Here is a 17,249-nt window from a genome sequence, read left to right on the forward strand (position 1 = left end):
AAAAAATTATTGTGGCACTTTTTTTAAGTTCTGGTAAAGCAAAATTGTTTCTTCCATTTTATTATTTTCTATCAAAATGAATTCAACAAATTCTCTAAATACCCCTTCTCCGCCTTTCTTCTGAATAACGATATCAGCCAATTTTTTGATATATGTGGGAGCAGATATTGGAGCCCCTGAAAAACCAACATTTTTTAAGAGTTCAATATCGTTAAGATCGTCACCTAAATAAGCAACATCACCCATTGAAATATTTAATTGTTTACAAAGCGATGAAACAATTTCCAATTTTTTTTGAGCGCCTTGGTAAAGAAAATCTACTTTAAGTTTTTTAGCTCTATTTTCAACAATTTTAGTAGTCTCTCCGGTAATAATACCAACTGGAATATTATTTAATTTACAAAATAATACTCCCGCACTATCGTAGGTATGAAACTTTTTTAATTCGTTCCCAGTTTGATCGTAATACATACCGCCATCGGTCCATACACCATCAATATCTGTAAGTACAAGTTTGGGAAGTTTATCAATTTTTTTCAACATTCTCGGGATATATTATTTCATTTTTTGGAATAGCGTTTATTACTCTAGCCCCTATAATAATTTCTTTATCAATCCATTTTATTCCATCTCCAGGGCTAAGCAGATGAATGTCTTCTGGCTTTATTATTTCCCCTACATTTAAATCTCTCTTTGAAGCTATGGATCTTTCAAGTTTTACACGTGCAGCTTGAACGCTCGGTTCTATGAAAAAATCTTCTTCACCCATCCAGCGTTCTGCAATGCGTATATCCCTAACCATTCTCATAACACCTTCAGGGCCCAAGGAGCCTGCTTGATCGGTTCCTTTCATACTACGGTCTATGGTAACATGCTTCTCGATTATCTCTGCTCCCATCCCTACGGCAACCACTGGTGCGGATATTCCTATCGTATGGTCAGAGAAACCTATTCTATAATTTGGATAATGCTTTTTTAAATATTTAATAGTGTTTAGATTTAAATGGTCTGGATGGGTTGGATATTCGGAAACACAATGGAGTATAGAAATGTCAGTGTGCTTTTTCGTTATAATATTTAAAGCTTCATCTAGCTCTTTTTTACTGGCCATTCCAGTAGAAAGTATGATAGGAATTTTTGTTTCAGAAATTGTTTCAAGCAATGGAATATTGGTAAGGTCTCTACTTGCGACTTTTAAAAAATCGGGTTCAAAATATCGAAGTAAAGAGGTGCAGCCCGGCGAACATAAGGTTTCCACAAAATCCAAGCCTAGAGATTTCGCATGTTTATAAACCTCAAAGTGCTCTTCATCTGAAAGTTCCAAGACTGCTCTGTGCTCTCCATAAGTTTTTCCAAATGAATTAGGAGAGTTATATAAACCTGACATTTGACTTGCAGAGAGCTCTTCGTTTAAATCACGCTTTGTCAACTTTACAGCATTCATTGGCTTTAAGTCTAGGCCGAAGAGATTTTCTTTTACAGGTTTTGTAACTAATTCTGTAATAAGCTTAGCAATATCCACAGAGCCATTATGGTTTTGGCCTATTTCGCCAATTATATAGGTTTCTTTTTTCATTTAATATTTTTTAATGTTTCCGCTTTCATGATTGTTAGCCATTGCGGATTTTCTTTTACTGTTTTTGAAATCTCAATAGCAGAAAATTCTATGTTTTTTGATTTTAGCACATCATAAATTTCTTTTAACAGCTCAAAATCGGATTTTGTATCTACCGTTAGCCTTAACTCTGAAACATCTTCAATGCTTTGATTTATTTTTTCAAAATGGATATTAAATATATTTGGATGGGTATAAATATAATTTGTTACGTGTTCTTGATAAATAGAATCATCAGTTAAAGAAGCTATTTTTTTAAGTGTACCCAGTGTTACCATCTCTGTCCAAAAGCCAAAGCCGGTTTTTATTGTAGGTGTATAATTATTGGTAGAATAGCACCAATAATCATATTTGTTTTTAAAATTATTTATTTGATCCTCCACTGCGTTTAGATCAACAAATGGATTATCAGCACAAAGTCTAATAATATTATCAATTTTGAAGTGTTCCGCAGTTTCAATAAACCGATTTAAAACATTTTCTTCACTTCCAGTATAATAGCTAAAACCATATTTCTTAGCAATTTCAATCAATTGGTTGTCTGACTTATTTTGAGTCGTGGCAAGAATTATAGGAATCGAAATATTACTTTCTTTTAGCCGATGCAAAATAATTTCAAATATTCCTTTATTCTCATAAAAAGGCAAAAGCATCTTGTTGGGTAATCTGGTAGACCCTGTTCTTGCTTGAATTACTATCCCCGATTTTGTCATTAGCCGTGTACTATTCTTGAGCGATACGCTTTAATCCCAAATAAACAAATCTTAAAAAAAAGATAAATGAAAATAAAAGGAATAGAAGCATCGGTATCTTAATAGTGTTTTTTAATGTCGCAAATCCCCCTTCTAAAATATTATAGTTTATACTTACTGGTTTAATAATAGCCACCTCATCTTTGCTTTTTTTAAGCAATTCCAATTTATCCTTTAGCAAAACATCCTTATACCTATAAATACTATAAAAGTCATTGTTAAAACTTGCATAAACTGGAGGGTTTGTAATTGATCCTCCCGTTGCGTTAACTATTGAATTAATAACAGAATCTGATTGCTTTATCATCTTTTCTGTTTCTAACAATCTCTCTGTTGTGTTTTCAACATATGCTTCTTTATATTGAGTAAAGTGCATATTTTCATTGTAAAATTTTATTAAATCAGCCAATGGTTTTTCTGATTCTTTTCCAAGAATAAAGACCTTGAGCTTTTGATATTTGTATTGCTTACTTGTTGTCATATCGTCAACAAATTCTTTCATATCTTGATTTTCAAAAAGTATTCTGAATACATCAATATTTTCTCTAGACTTTGTAGTAAAATTATAAATATCAACAATAGGCTCAATTTCTATTTTTCTAACCACTTTATAATTTTCTCCAAATATCGTCTTCAAATAGAGTGAGTCACCAGATTGTATTTTAAAATTGAGTTCGTCAGTCTTGTCATACAGATATTCTACACTTTCAAAATTTGGAATTACAATCAATCTATTTTCATAAACTTTTACAGAATTTCTATCAAGAAAATATCCCAAAATAATTCCAACGATAATTACTCCAATAATCAATAAGAAATATTTTCTAAAAAAACCTAAAACTAGAAAAAGCAATTTTACTAAACTTATGAAAACACTTCCAATAGATTTAAACAAATACCCCAAATCAACCTCCTCAGATGAATTTTGCTGTGCCATAAAACTAATATTATAAATTAATGACTGTCTTTTTTATTACAGATTGTAAGCTTTCCTGCCAATCTATATATTTTAATTTCAATGTATTCTGCGCCTTTGTATTATCCAAAACACTATACTCCGGGCGTGCGGCAAAAGTACGGTAATGGTTTGTTTTTGCAAGGTCTGCTTCTTTTAATTTTTCGCTTTGCTTAAGTATCTCCTCGGCAAAGCCAAACCAAGTGGTTTCGCCGCTGTTGCTATAGTGGTAAACGCCATAACCTGTTGAATCTTGTGCAATTATCTGCAACAGGGCTTTCGCCAAATCATTTGCATTTGTAGGAGTTCCCGTTTGTTCGGTTGTAATGGTAAGGGTTTTTCCCGCTTCAGCGTATTTCAAAATGGTCTTCAAAAAATTATGCCCGTATTGCGAATACAACCACGAAGTCCTTAAAATAAAGTGTTTTTCAGTGATTTTCTGTATGTATTGCTCTCCCTCTAGCTTTGACGCCCCGTAAACATTGATGGGGTTTGTAGCGTCAGTTTCCAAATAAGGTGATTTCTTTTTTCCATCAAAAACGTAATCTGTGGAAACGTGTAACAAAACAACATCATTCTTATTACAAGTTGAAGCCAAGTTTTTCACGGCTTGCGCATTTATTGCAAATGCTTTTTCTTCTTCACTTTCTGCTTGCTCAACATTTGTGTAGGCAGCAGTATTTATACAATGTGTAAAATTATTTCTTCTGAAATAATCCGTTACTAAATCAGCCTTTTCAATATCAATATCTTCCTTTGAAACAAAGACAAATTCAACATCGGGATAACCGGCGGCCGCATCTTTTATGCATCTTCCCAATTGTCCGTTCGCACCTGTAACCAGTATTTTTTTCATGAAACCGCTTCCTCAAAAGTGGGAAGTTCCAAATCTTTTGCTGAAATAATAAATTCTTCCTTCGGAAGATACCAATCCAACGCTAAGGTTGCGTCATTGTAGATGATTCCGCTTTCGGAAGCTTTATCGTAATAATTATCACATTTATAGGAAAAAATGGATTGTTCCGAAAGTGTGATAAAGCCATGAGCAAAACCCCGCGGCACAAATAATTGTAAATTTTCAACATCGTCCAGCATAATGGAAAATGATTTTCCGAATGTTTCCGAGTCTTTCCGTATATCAACTACAATGTCCAAAACCTTGCCTTTTACTACTCGGACTAATTTGGCTTGTGACATTTTACCATTTTGAAAATGAAGCCCGCGCAACACGCCTTTGGAAGAAATGGATTGGTTATCCTGAACAAAATCTATCGAAAATCCTGCTACCTTCTCAAACATTTTTTGGTTGTAAGTTTCATAAAAAAGTCCGCGTTCGTCCTGAAACACTTTCGGCTTCAGAACAAAGCAATCTTTTAGTGATGTGTGTTGTAATTCCAAATCTAGTCTAGTTGAAGTAAGTGTTTACCGTAGCCGCTTTTCAAGAGCGGTTCTGCTAAAGCCACTAATTGTTCTTTTGAAATATAGCCCATTTCATAAGCTGCTTCTTCAATGGCGCCAATTTTTAAGCCTTGTCTTTCCTCAATAACTTCAACAAACTGGGCGGCCTGCATAAGTGATGCAAATGTTCCGGTATCCAACCAAGCGGTACCTTTATCGAGAATGCTGACGCTCAGTTTGCCCTGTTTTAAATATTCATTGTTTATGTCGGTTATTTCCAGTTCACCGCGGGCACTGGGTTTTATATTTGCTGCAATTCCCACAACGCTGTTGTCGTAAAAATAAATTCCCGGAACTGCATAATTTGACTTTGGAGATTTAGGCTTTTCTTCAATAGAAAGAGCTTTTCCACTTTTATCAAATTCCACAACGCCATATCTTTCGGGGTCTAAAACGTGGTATGCGTAAATTACACCGCCATCTGGATTGTTGTTTGATTGCAGCAATTCTTTCAAGCCCGAGCCGTAAAAAATATTATCGCCAAGTATCAATGCTACCTTATCATTTCCGATGAAATCCTTACCAATAATAAATGCTTCCGCAAGACCATTGGGGTTTGCTTGTTCGGCATATTGAAAATTGCATCCTAACTTTTTACCATCACCCAAAAGTTGTTTGAAAAGCGGGAGATCCTGCGGTGTAGAAATAATCAATATATCCTTAATCCCTGCGTACATAAGTGTTGACAGCGGATAGTAAATCATCGGTTTGTCATATACAGGCATCAATTGCTTGCTCACCGCCAGTGTGATGGGATGCAAACGGGTGCCCGAACCTCCTGCTAAAATTATTCCCTTCATAATCTATCTCTGTTTTCCAAGTACCACAAAATGGTTTTTTTGATACCTGTTTCAAAATTCTCTTTGGCCTTCCAGCCTAATTCGTTTTCTATTTTTGAAGCGTCAATTGCGTATCTAAAATCGTGGCCGGGACGGTCTTTTACAAAAGATATCTGTTCTTTATAGGAAGTTTTCTTCGGAAGCATTTCATCCAGCAATTCACAGATAACATTTGCAATATAGAGATTTTCGCGTTCATTGCGTCCGCCGATGTTATAGGTTTCGCCAAGCTTTCCTTTTTCTAAAGCTAGATAAATTCCGCTGCAATGGTCCATCACGTAAAGCCAATCGCGCACGTTTTTTCCATCGCCATAAATTGGAATAGGTTCGCCTGAAATTGCTTTACGGATTATAGTAGGAATTAACTTTTCCTTATGCTGATTTGGGCCATAGTTATTTGAACAATTTGTAGTTACAACTGGCAAACCATAGGTATGAAAATAACTGCGCACAATAAAATCTGATGACGCTTTTGAAGCACTGTACGGACTGTTCGGCGCATAAGGGGTTTCTTCCGTAAAAAGACCCGTTTCGCCCAAAGTGCCGTAAACTTCATCTGTGGAAATATGCAGAAAACGTGCATTTTTGAATTCATCTTTCAAATCATTCGGACCGCTCATCCAAGTTTTATAGGCGCATTGGAGCAAGTTGAATGTTCCGACAATGTTAGTTTGAATAAATTCCGAAGGTCCCGAAATGGAATTGTCCACATGGCTTTCCGCAGCAAAATGAACCACTTTTTTAAATTGGTGGTCTGTGAATAGTTTTTGAATAAATTCCAAATCACAAATATCACCTTTTATGAAGTTTATTTTATCTGAAACTGCTTCCAGATTCTGCAAATTTCCGGCATAAGTAAGTTTGTCCAGTATGAATATTTCATCTTCTGAATTTTTAAGCGCATATTCCACATAATTGGAACCTATAAATCCTGCACCTCCGGTAATCAGTACTTTATCGTTTTTCAAAATTAATTTTTAGAAGTGTCTAAAATCTGTTTTAACATCTTTTCGGTAATCAAATAGGTGGGTTTTACACCTGTAGTTCCCAAGCCGCCCGAAGCCAAAGTGCTGCCTGTTTCCAAAGGATTATCTGAGGCGTAATACGCATACCTTACTTTTACTTTTGGGCTAATGCTGCGCCTAATTTTGGAAGCCGCCTGAATCGCTTTTTGATAATGCGCGCCTTCCATTTCCAGCCCAATCACATTCCACGTGGAATTGTGAAAGAATTTCAGCACATCCCTATTTTGAAGTGAAGTGCCCAACACCGAAATCATTGTACCGGTACAAACTTTAACGTCATCATCCTTAAAAAGTGATTTGTCAAGTTTATTTTTGAAGGGATAGTTGTCTGCAGTACCTTCAAAAACGTGGGCAGACGGTATCATAATATCGCCCTTTCCACCTTCCAAAATACCTGCTTTTCCCATAATTGAAACAGAAACTACATTTAAGAAATGTCGTACTTTATTGGCATCCACAAAGGGTTTTAAAAGCTCGTCCATAGTTTCATAGGCCTGCTCACCAAAAGCATAATCCATCACAACAATAACGGGCTTTTTTGAGACTTCAAGCTCCTTTAATCTTTCAATATAGGGGCTTTGTTTTATTTTAGCGGTATCGATTATCTGTACGTCAATATTGGTCCCGCTCTGGTCTTCAATAAATATCATGCCTTCCGACAAAGCGGTTTTGGTCACTTTTTCACGAAGTTTCACATTAGAAGCAATGCTGAGCGCCTCAAAAACCTCCATGGGTTTTTTCTTTGAAAATTCTGCTGAAAGTGCCTTCGGGCCATATAGACTGTTCATTACACTGTGCATATTGGCGCTTATAATATGCAATGGACGTTCCAACAAACCATTATCTTGAAGCGTTTGCTTTATAGCATAAGCCCACAGTTCACCGTGAATGTGGTGCCCTAAACGCTCGCGTAATACGGGACTGAAAGTGATTATACGTTTATTGTCTGCAATAACCTCATCGATGGCAAGTTTTCCCAAAAAGTATATAATATTGAAAAAGCGGTTCTCGTTCTTTTCACTTGCGAAAAAAGGATATACGCTCTTTACTTCCTCAAAAGTTCTTCCCAGAAAATTTGCGGTGTGCGTAAGCGCCACTTCTTTTTCTTCTTGTGAAAGTTTTCCTTTTTTGAGCACAGCTTGTTCTAGCTTTTTCCAATCGCGGATCACTTCGCCGTTTTCGTTTATGAGCACTTGCTTCATAATTTTGTGCGATTCAATAAAAAGAAAGGTTAAGTGTGTGAGAATATCATAGATTTCCGAACGGCCACGGGTTATTTCGATATTCATTTGTTCCGAATCGATTCGGTAACAATTTCTTCGGCGTTTTAATGGAATTATGGGTTCAAAATGAGAGTTTTTGTAGCCTTCATCACTCGTTAAATTGATGAAACTGCATTCCTCAATTCCGTAAGGCAAACGGTCCATAACATACAATAAGCCCTGCAGCTCAATTTTGTCTTCTTTTATAGAGCCATAGATTTCTGGACGAAGCGTTAATAATGATTCTCGAAGGGTTTCACCAGAAACCCCCATAGGCTTATAGAACCCTCGGTTAAAAAGGTGGCGCATTGTGATATACAACCGCTCTATTGCCTGCGTGCTTTCCTGTGCACGGGTGCGTGTATGTGATCTTTGTTTAGTCATTGGGCGCAAAGATAATACTAATTTTGTGGCTGAATTTCAAGTAGGGTATCAGCAATTTTACGATCGTTTGAAAGGCGCGGCACCTTGTTTTGGCCGCCCAGTTTCCCCTGTGATTTCATATATTGTTGAAAGCTATCCCGTTTAAGTGATGAAATCTTTAAGGGCTGAAGTACTTTGCCTTCAATTAAATCAAAATAATATGAATTTTGCTTTTGCATTTCGGCATCTAAAAACTTGGCAACTTCTTTAAGGTCTGCTGGCGCCTTTTCAAATTCCACAAGCCATTCGTGATAGGGTAAGTTTTCCTCGCTAGGCGTTATCTGGGGCGCAACGGTGAATTCGGTAATTGAAAAATTAAACTTTGAAATGGCTTTGTTCATAGCCTCTTCCACCTCTTTTCCAATCACATGTTCGCCAAAGGCGGAAATGAAATGTTTTATTCTTCCCGAAACTATTACTCGATATGGTTTTGTGGAAGTAAATTGCACGGTATCGCCCAAATTATATGCCCAAAGGCCTGCATTTGTTGAAATTATCATTACATAATTAACGCATATTTCAACTTCGCCGATGGTCAATCTTTTTGGGTTTTCGTCAAAAAAAGTGTTTACTTCCACAAATTCATAAAAAATACCGGAGTTTAAAAGTAACAACATTCCTTTTTCCTTTTGGCTATCCTGAAAAGCGAAAAAGCCTTCGCTAGCTGGAAAAAGTTCAATACTGTCAACCTTTCTTCCTATTAAATTTTCAAATTTTGCGCGATAGGGCTCAAAGTTTACTCCACCGTAAATGAACAGGTTAAAATTTTTGAAAAGGTCACCGACGTTCTTCCCCGTTTTTTGCTGAAGTTTTTCAAAATACATCTGTACCCACGAGGGAATGCCGCTGATAACAGTCATATTTTCATCTTTGGTTTCCGCTACAATAGCGTCTACTTTGGTTTCCCAATCTTCGATGCAGTTAGTTTCCCAACTCGGTAAGCGGTTTTTTTGAAGATATGCAGGAACGTAATGTGCAACGATGCCAGAAAGCCGGCCTACTTTAATTCCGTTCTTCTCCTGCATTTCTGGACTTCCCTGTAGGAAAATCATTTTGCCATTTACAAATTTGGCGTTACCAGTTTCATTAATGTAACATAAGATTACGTTGCGGGCGGCTTCAATGTGATATGGCATAGATTCCTTGGTAAGTGGAATGTATTTCGCTCCTGACGTTGTACCCGAAGTCTTTGCAAAATAAAGCGGTTTTCCAGGCCAAAGAATATTTTCTTCACCAGAGACCACGCGCTCAACGTAAGGTTTCAATTCTTCATAATCGCGAATTGGAACCTTTGTGGCGAAATCCTCAAAAGAAGTTATATTTTCAAAATCGTGGTCTTTTCCGAAGGCAGTATTCTTGGCTTGAGATATAAGATTTTCAAAAACTTTTTGCTGAGTTGCAACAGGCTTAGTAGCCCATCTTTGGATTTTTTTTACTACAGTTTTGGCAAATATTTTTGCGCTGAGGGATTTTATGGACATAGGCTATCAATCAAAATCGATGAAACTTGTAGGATTAACTGGGAAGCCGTCACGCCAGAGTTCAAAATGCAAATGTGGGCCGGTTGTAAGTTCTCCAGTATTACCTACCGTGCCTATCACTTCACCAGCCTTAACAATTTCACCCTGTTCCTTGGTAAGCATGGCATTGTGCTTATAGGCTGAAATTAGGTTGTTATCGTGTTTCAAAATAATAACGTAACCGGTAGCGGCGGTCCATTCAGCAAATATAACAGTACCATCTGCTACAGCCTTTACGGGTGAATCTTTGGTTGTTACCACATCTACTGCATAGTGTTTTGTTTTTGAATCATAGGTTTCTGAAATAGCACCTTTTACTGGGGCAAAGAGCGCATATTGTTGAGCTTGGGGTGTAATTAAAGGATTGTATTTGTCCTCCTTTGCAACCGCTTCCCGGAGTAAAGAGTCTTTCCTGGAAGTGCGTATTAAAACCGAAGGGTCTGTTTTAGCTACCTCAATGAGTGAATCTTTGTTGAAATTTACCGTTTTAACATCGCCAGTAAGCACTTTTTTGATTGAAGCTAGGTATTGCTCATTTACATTTAAAATTTGCTGCAATGAATCCGTTTTGTAGGTTAACTGGGTAGCCTTCTTTTTTAATGTTGTAGAAGAATACCCTGGAATATATTCACGAAGCGGGGTAAATGCTATAATGTAGGTAGTCGCCAAAATTAGGAATAGTGCAAAAAGGGTGCTGAAAACAAACACATTCAACCTGTTTAACTTAAATGAAAATCGTTCTTCAAACGTTTCTTCATTAAGAATTACCATTCGGTATTTGTGTAAAAGCTTTTTTTTGAGCTTTTTGCCTCTTTTTTCTTTTTGGGTCATAATCTGCAATTGCTTTTTACAAATATAAAATAAACTGAAGCGCCATACGCTAAAGTTAACCTCAAAACGTTGTATCTAAACATTTCTTGTTACCTTTGCGTAATTAAATTTTCAAAATTATGAGTGCATTGTTTTTTCCTTTAGGTGTTATTGGCCCTTGGCAAATAGTATTGATTGTGGTGATTGTGTTATTGCTTTTCGGGGGAAAGAAAATTCCGGAGCTTATGCGCGGTTTAGGTAGTGGCCTTAAAGAATTCAAGGATGCTTCTAAAGAAGAACCAACAGATAAAAAGATAGACGACAACAAATAAACTTTTCTTTCATCTTAAAAAAGAGCCTTTCAGTTTAAACTGAAAGGCTCTTTTTTTTAATGTATTATGGGTTCTACTCGATTTTGGCAGAATTCAATATCGATTCCAACTCAAATTGCAAGTCTCTTTTTGACACTGCTGGTGCATATGTAAAGCCTTCGAGAATTAAATAACGATTGTTTTTCTCATCACGCACTGCGTAATTTACAAAAGGGCCGCCCATCCAATCGTCTTTTACTTCCCAGGTGCCCTTGGTTTCATAAGCAAATTTTCCGTCAATTTTAGTTGTGAAAAGATACGGGGCATACGCATCCTCGGTAATAAACTGTCCGTCATCCTCCACGGGCAACAGTCTGCTTCCTATGGAATCACGGATTTTAATGATGTCGCCAACCGCAGTGCTATCATTCGTGATCATATTTAAAGGAACTTCATAAACAAGAATGTTTGTTGTGCCATCCTTTAAGTCTTTTCGCATCCAAAAAAAACTGTCTGTCGCCTTGGCTATTCGGTAAGCGCTTGGAATTTGCATACTAACGCCCATTGCCTTTTTGAGTGAATCCGTTTTCATTAACGAAATAGCTGTTCTGCGTTGACGTTCCTTTATTTCAGAATTGTGAAATTTTTCAATTATTTGTGCCGCATTTTTATTGATAAGCTCAACCAGTTTTTCTTCAGAAGTTGCTTTTATTATGGCTCCCGCCTGAGGTTTGGCATATTCATCAGTGGCTATGGTAACTTTGTCTTCTTCACTCAAAACTACATATAAAAAAAGCCTGTTGCTACGGGCAAAACCCGTAAAAGCTTCAGGCGGCATTTGGTTCATTGAGAAAAGGGGTTCGTCTTGCGGAAGGCCATCGGTAGGTGCAGCAAAATTATTGCGGATGGCTTCACCCACAACACCGTTCCACAGGTCGTTGGGTGTAATAATTTGTAAGGCGTTTATATTTCCTACTGAATTGGGAACGAGTGATTTGTCTCTTTTACCCCCATCGTTACAAGAAGAAGTAAGTACGACAAAAAAAGAAACCAATAAAATATAGAGTACTTTCATTAAAAGGATGTTTTTTTGGAACTATCCTTTATAAATTTTTAGTTTAGTTCCGGGCTTTAGGTTATTGCCACTAATATCGTTCCAATTTTTGATATTTTGGACTGAAACTCCAGGAAATTTTTGCGAAATACTCCACAATGAGTCTCCATTACGGACAGTATAGGTTTTTTCTGAGGTGTTATTTTGAACAGGTGCATTGCTAGCTATGTCTTGTGAGCTCTTATTTGGGTATATAATTAAGTTTTGCCCAACCTTTACGGTATTACTTCGCATTCCGTTCCAACTTTTTATTTGGCTAACACCCACGCCATATCTTTCGGCAATTCTACCTAAATAATCGCCTCTTTTAACCCGGTAACGTATCTTTTCGGGTTGTTCATAGAGTTCAGGCATAGGTTTTTCTGCCTCTTCCACTTCTTCCTGTGCAAATGCATAAATAGCAGCTTCATTAGTAACAAATGTACCCACTGCAGTTAAAGGAAGCCGCAACATATAATTCTCATCTTTAATTACCGGGATAATTCCCAACTTATAAGAGGGATTTAAAAATTCAAGTTCTTCCCGGTCTAAGTTGGTAAGTTTGGCTATTTGATCTAATGTTAGTTGTTGCTTGATTTTTATAGTATCAGTTGCAATGTAAGGAATACGTGGGCCTTGTTTTTTAAAGCCATGTTCCTGTGCATATTCAAAAATATACATTGTTGCCAAGAATGCAGGTACATAACCCGCAGTTTCACGTGGAAGGTAATTGCGAAGACTCCAGTAGTTTGTCTTTCCGCCGGAACGACGTATTGCTTTTGAAACATTGCCAGGACCCGAATTGTATGCTGCAAGGGCCAAATCCCAATCGTTGAAACTGTTGTTCAAGCTCTTTAAATATTTGCAGGCAGCCTCTGTAGCCATAATAGGATCTGAGCGTTCATCTACATATGAACTTACGTCCAAGCCAAACATTTTGCCTGTTGGATACATAAATTGCCACAGCCCCGTTGCACCTACTCTGGATTGGGCGCGAGGATTCAGCGCTGATTCTATAACCGCTAAATATTTTAATTCTAAAGGTAAATTGTGCCTGTCAAGTTCTTCTTCAAACATTGGGAAGTAATATTCACTAAGCCCCATAAGTCGCTCCAAAGTTCCACGGCGGTTCTTTAGGTATTGTTTTATTACACTTTCTAAGGATGCATTGTACTCTACCTTAAAGGGCGTGCGGGCATCCAGATCTTTTAAGCGTTGTTTGAGTACTTCCGTGGGCAGTTCATCATAATCAACCACACCATAATCCTGATCGGTAATACTGTTATATATATCTTCAAAAAGATCAGATTTGTAGAGTTCCTTTAACCAAAGACTGTCTTTTTTGCGGGCAAGGGCCATATCTTTTAGATCAAATACAGTGCTGTCCTTTAGAGATGTAGCTAGAACGGTGGAAGGCAATTCTTCAGCAATTTTTGAAACCTTGATAGAATCAACAACCTGAACTTTTTTAGTGTTCAGCTTCTTGCTTTGCTTTTTACCTTGCTGGGCAAAACTCATGCTGAAGGCTAGCAACAACACAAGGGGGAGAATTTTGTTTAGTTTCATCAGCTTTTTATTGTGTTTTGGGGATTTTAACAAACTCGCTTGATTAATACCTTTTTAGGGTTACCTGTTTATATTGTAAAAAATAACGCCTTTTTAAATAAAAAATTTTATCAAAAATAATGATTTCGCGAAATTACACAAATTTTAAACGCAAACACCTAATATTGTGTTATTTAACTTTTGCTATATACAGCTTTAATGCCTGGTAATGTTTTGCCTTCGAGCATTTCTAACATTGCACCACCCCCCGTAGACACATAGCTCACCTTATCTGAAAGGTTAAATTTTTGTACCGCAGCAACAGAATCGCCCCCGCCTACAAGTGAGAAAGCGCCATTTTGTGTTGCCTTAGCTATATTTTGTCCTAATATCTTTGTTCCTTCGGCAAATTTTTCCAATTCAAAAACTCCTACGGGCCCATTCCATAAAATGGTGTTGGACTTGGCTAGAACTTCTGCAAAAATTTCGTTTGTATTTGGTCCTACGTCAAGCCCCATCCAACCATCAGGAATATTATCTACTGAAGAAATCTTCGTATTTGCAGCTTCTGAAAAAGCATCGGCAATTATTGCATCTACTGGCAAATGAACTGCTACGCCTTTATTTTTAGCGATTTTTAAAATTTCCAGAGCAAGGTCCTGTTTGTCTTCTTCAACCAAAGAGCTTCCTATTTTTCCGCCCTGTGCTTTAATAAATGTGAAAGCCATTCCTCCGCCAATGATAAGGTGGTCGATCTTATCGAGGATATTCTCAATAATTGTAATTTTTGAAGAAACTTTTGCGCCACCAATAATAGCAGTGACGGGCTTTTCATTGGATTCCAACACTTTTTTTACATTTTCAATTTCTGAAGCAAGCAAAAGACCGAAACATTTATTCTCGGGAAAAAAATCTGCAATAATTGCTGTTGAAGCATGGGCACGATGCGCCGTACCAAAGGCATCGTTTACATATACATCTCCAAATTTTGAAAGCTTTTCGGCAAAATCTCGGTCGCCTTTGGTTTCCTCTTCATAAAAACGTAAATTTTCCAATAAAAGAATCTCTCCAGATTCTAAATTGGCAACTGCTTCTTCAACTTTAGGGCCTATGGAGTCGGGAACAAAAATCACTTGTACACCAATAGCATCAGATAGTGTTTTCACGATATGCTGAAGCGAAAACTCTTGCTCCTTATTTTTTGGCCTTCCCAAGTGTGACATTAAAACACAACTACCGCCGTCCTCCAAAATTTTCAGAATAGTGGGCTTTGCGGCTTGGATACGGGTATCATCAGTAACGTTGTGATTATCGTCAAGAGGTACATTGAAATCTACGCGGATAAGTGCTTTTTTATCTTTAAAATCTATGTCATTTACAGTTTTCATCTTTCCAAATTTATCTTGCAAATATAGTTTTTTGGTATTTATCCACCTGCCTAAGTTTCGATCAAAAAGAAAGTTGAAAATTTCTTAGATTTGCGGATGGATTTTTCAGAAGTAATAGGCCACCAACACATAAAATCACACCTTTCAGCAACTATTGAAAACGGCCGAATTCCACACGCACAGCTATTTGCGGGGGTTAACGGGAGTGGTTTGTTGCCTATGGCCATTGCTTACGCTTCAGAGCTTCTTTGCAGCCAATTTGAAAAAGGAAGTCCCGAATCTATTTCTTGTAAAAACAAAGTTTCAAAATTGGCCCATCCAGATTTGCATTTTGTTTATCCCGTAAATACAAGTGATATTGCAAAAAAAAATGCCATATCAGATAATTACGCCGAAGGGTGGCGCAGTTTTGTATTGAACAATCCTTACGCCTCGCTTTTTGAATGGCTTCAAAGTATTGGAATTGAAAAAAAACAAGGAAATATTAGCAAATACGAAGCGGAGAATATTTCAAAAAAACTGTCATTAAAAGCTTTTGAAGGTGGCTACAAGGTTATGATTATCTGGATGGCCGATAATATGAACAGTGAATGTGCCAATAAAATTCTTAAATTAGTTGAAGAGCCTACGGAAAAAACAGTGCTATTGCTTTTGACCGAAAGAGAGGAGCAAATTATTACCACCATACGTTCACGTTGTCAAAAGTTAACTTTCCCGTTACTTTCTGAAGCCGATATTTCCGAAAATTTGGTTCAAAAATTACAGATCAACGAATCTCTTGCCCTTCAAACTGCGCGTAGATCGCGCGGTGATTTTAACAAGGCGTTACAATTATTGGAAGAAACGGGTGAAGACGAAATTTTTGAGAAATGGTTCATCAGTTGGGTGCGGACTGCTTTTAGAGCAAAAGGAAACAAAGGAGCTATCAATAATTTGCTTGATTGGAGTGATGAACTTGCCGGACAAGGCCGCGAAACGCAAAAAAAATTTCTTGCCTATTGTATTGAGGTTTTTAGACAGGCGCTTTTGAAAAATTATAATGCAGATTCCCTCTTGTTTTTTAAAGCAAATGATTCATCTTTTTCCCTTCCAAAATTTGCACCTTTTGTTCATCAAAATAATATTTTTGAAATCAATTCAGCGTTGGAAGATGCTTCTTATCACATTGAACGAAATGGTAATGCTAAAATTATTTTTACTGATCTCTCAATCAAATTAACCCGATTAATTCACCAAGCAGAGTTGTCATAATCACAATCTATGTTTATATTTTTAAAATAGATTTTGGTTATAAAAATTAAGCCCGTTATCTTCATTTTAAGCTCAAAAGCTTTTGGTGGCATACATAATCAATGTATTTTTCCAAATATCGTCTAAAAAAGGCTTAAAATCCAAAATTAAACTTTTTTGAAACAATATATATGCGAAGAATACTCCTTTGACTGTTTGGCTTTCAAATTAGATTTCAACCCGATATAAAAAGCTTTCAAAGAAATTTTATTGCCGGTTTTATATTTTTCAGAAAGAAGACTTACGTAAAAAGAATCAAAAATCATTGGTTCAATTTTTTTAAGTTTAAAATTTTTGGCAAAAAGATTTTCCATTGCTTCTTTGGAAAAATGCCATAGATGTCGAGGAACATCATAAGCGGCCCAATACTTTCCATAATATTTAGCGTCAAAACTTTTAAAATTTGGGACTGCAATTATGAGCACACCTTTCGGTTTCACTAAGCTTGATAATTCTGATATGGTTTTTTCCAAATTTGGTATATGCTCAAGAACATGCCAAAGTGTGATAACATCAAATTGCTTTCCGGCAAAATCTTTTAAAGAGGTACCTAATTTAATCCCCTTTTCACTTGCCAGTTTTGAAGCATTTGGATTCGGCTCCGTTCCATAAACTTCCCAGCCTTTCTTTTTAGCTACCTTTAAAAAATCTCCAGTTCCGGCACCGACATCCAATAAAGAGCCAATGCCATTATTTTGATTGTAAATTAATTTAGTTTTTTTCTGAAGTGACCATTTTTTAACCAATTGATATAAACGGGAGAGAAAACCGCGTTTTTCGTCAGTATGTGAAATGTAATCTTGGCTTTCGTAATATTTTGGAAGCTCTTCAATATTTGGAACAGGAAAAGTTTTAAGCAGATCCAAATCTTTTGAATAAATCAAATCAAAAGTTTCTCCGGAAACCAAAAAATCTTTAACCGATAAATATATATGTTCTGATTTCTTCAATTTATTAATGTTT

General features: G+C 36.7%; 17 protein-coding genes. 2 read left to right on the plus strand and 15 right to left on the minus strand.

The features are described 5' to 3' along the window. Nucleotides 1–6: 6 nt before the first annotated feature. Genes JK629_RS04870 through JK629_RS04920 form a run of 11 tightly spaced genes read right to left on the minus strand, consistent with a single transcriptional unit; the run spans nt 7 to nt 10,680 of the window. The gene (locus JK629_RS04870) at nt 7–543 is read right to left on the minus strand and encodes a KdsC family phosphatase (RefSeq protein WP_225626139.1); all 537 of its coding nucleotides are present in this window, start codon (nt 541–543) and stop codon (nt 7–9) included. Beyond that, nucleotides 527–1,576, minus strand: a complete 1,050-nt coding sequence (locus JK629_RS04875) for an N-acetylneuraminate synthase family protein (RefSeq protein WP_202337494.1) — start codon at nt 1,574–1,576, stop codon at nt 527–529. Before JK629_RS04875 ends, JK629_RS04870 begins: the two co-directional genes overlap by 17 nt. Then, nucleotides 1,573–2,328 (minus strand): glycosyltransferase family protein, encoded by a 756-nt coding sequence (locus JK629_RS04880; RefSeq protein ID WP_202337495.1) that lies wholly within the window; start codon nt 2,326–2,328, stop codon nt 1,573–1,575. The genes JK629_RS04875 and JK629_RS04880 overlap by 4 nt, the downstream gene beginning before the upstream one ends. Nucleotides 2,329–2,338: 10 nt before the next feature. Further along, a complete protein-coding gene (locus JK629_RS04885) occupies nt 2,339–3,304 on the minus strand; it encodes a hypothetical protein (protein WP_202337496.1) in 966 nt (321 codons plus the stop codon). Nucleotides 3,305–3,314: 10 nt separating this feature from the next. Continuing rightward, entirely contained in the window at nt 3,315–4,178 is an 864-nt protein-coding gene (gene rfbD, locus JK629_RS04890; protein WP_202337497.1) for a dTDP-4-dehydrorhamnose reductase, read from the minus strand. Further along, nucleotides 4,175–4,720 (minus strand): dTDP-4-dehydrorhamnose 3,5-epimerase, encoded by a 546-nt coding sequence (rfbC, locus tag JK629_RS04895; protein WP_202337498.1) that lies wholly within the window; start codon nt 4,718–4,720, stop codon nt 4,175–4,177. The genes rfbD and rfbC overlap by 4 nt, the downstream gene beginning before the upstream one ends. A gap of 2 nt (nt 4,721–4,722) precedes the next feature. Beyond that, nucleotides 4,723–5,580, minus strand: coding sequence for a glucose-1-phosphate thymidylyltransferase RfbA (gene rfbA, locus JK629_RS04900; protein ID WP_202337499.1), 858 nt, complete (start codon nt 5,578–5,580; stop codon nt 4,723–4,725). Then, nucleotides 5,577–6,587 carry a dTDP-glucose 4,6-dehydratase gene (gene rfbB / locus JK629_RS04905; protein ID WP_202337500.1) on the minus strand — a complete coding sequence of 337 codons (1,011 nt, stop codon included), beginning with the start codon at nt 6,585–6,587 and terminating at the stop codon, nt 5,577–5,579. The genes rfbA and rfbB overlap by 4 nt, the downstream gene beginning before the upstream one ends. Nucleotides 6,588–6,589: 2 nt before the next feature. Further along, nucleotides 6,590–8,290, minus strand: a complete 1,701-nt coding sequence (locus JK629_RS04910) for a DUF6909 family protein (RefSeq protein ID WP_202337501.1) — start codon at nt 8,288–8,290, stop codon at nt 6,590–6,592. A 17-nt stretch (nt 8,291–8,307) separates the two neighbouring features. Next, nucleotides 8,308–9,810, minus strand: coding sequence for a GH3 auxin-responsive promoter family protein (locus tag JK629_RS04915; RefSeq protein ID WP_202337502.1), 1,503 nt, complete (start codon nt 9,808–9,810; stop codon nt 8,308–8,310). A gap of 6 nt (nt 9,811–9,816) precedes the next feature. Continuing rightward, nucleotides 9,817–10,680 carry a M23 family metallopeptidase gene (locus JK629_RS04920; protein ID WP_202337503.1) on the minus strand — a complete coding sequence of 288 codons (864 nt, stop codon included), beginning with the start codon at nt 10,678–10,680 and terminating at the stop codon, nt 9,817–9,819. 119 nt (nt 10,681–10,799) lie between these two features. On the opposite strand from JK629_RS04920, the gene tatA reads away from it, so the two are divergent. Continuing rightward, nucleotides 10,800–10,991 carry a twin-arginine translocase TatA/TatE family subunit gene (gene tatA, locus JK629_RS04925; protein ID WP_202337504.1) on the plus strand — a complete coding sequence of 64 codons (192 nt, stop codon included), beginning with the start codon at nt 10,800–10,802 and terminating at the stop codon, nt 10,989–10,991. A gap of 73 nt (nt 10,992–11,064) precedes the next feature. On the opposite strand, the gene JK629_RS04930 is transcribed toward tatA, so the two are convergent. The 3 genes from JK629_RS04930 to JK629_RS04940 all read right to left on the minus strand — a co-directional run bounded on the left by JK629_RS04930 (nt 11,065) and on the right by JK629_RS04940 (nt 14,996). After that, nucleotides 11,065–12,045: a DUF4837 family protein gene (locus tag JK629_RS04930; RefSeq protein WP_202337505.1), complete on the minus strand. Its 981-nt coding sequence runs from the start codon at nt 12,043–12,045 to the stop codon at nt 11,065–11,067. A 21-nt stretch (nt 12,046–12,066) separates the two neighbouring features. Further along, entirely contained in the window at nt 12,067–13,629 is a 1,563-nt protein-coding gene (locus tag JK629_RS04935; protein WP_202337506.1) for a LysM peptidoglycan-binding domain-containing protein, read from the minus strand. Between the two features lie 173 nt (nt 13,630–13,802). Then, nucleotides 13,803–14,996: a phosphoglycerate kinase gene (locus JK629_RS04940; RefSeq protein ID WP_202337507.1), complete on the minus strand. Its 1,194-nt coding sequence runs from the start codon at nt 14,994–14,996 to the stop codon at nt 13,803–13,805. 96 nt (nt 14,997–15,092) lie between these two features. Here JK629_RS04940 and JK629_RS04945 point away from each other — a divergent pair, with 96 nt between their 5' ends. Continuing rightward, on the plus strand, nt 15,093–16,247 hold the full coding sequence (locus tag JK629_RS04945) for a DNA polymerase III subunit (protein WP_202337508.1): 1,155 nt from the start codon (nt 15,093–15,095) through the stop codon (nt 16,245–16,247). Between the two features lie 146 nt (nt 16,248–16,393). Here the strand turns inward: JK629_RS04945 and JK629_RS04950 are convergent, their stop codons facing one another. After that, nucleotides 16,394–17,236, minus strand: a complete 843-nt coding sequence (locus JK629_RS04950; protein ID WP_202337509.1) for a class I SAM-dependent methyltransferase — start codon at nt 17,234–17,236, stop codon at nt 16,394–16,396. Nucleotides 17,237–17,249: the final 13 nt, after the last annotated feature.

Source organism: Aequorivita iocasae, from assembly GCF_016757735.1.
Classification (GTDB): Bacteria; Bacteroidota; Bacteroidia; order Flavobacteriales; family Flavobacteriaceae; genus Aequorivita; species Aequorivita iocasae.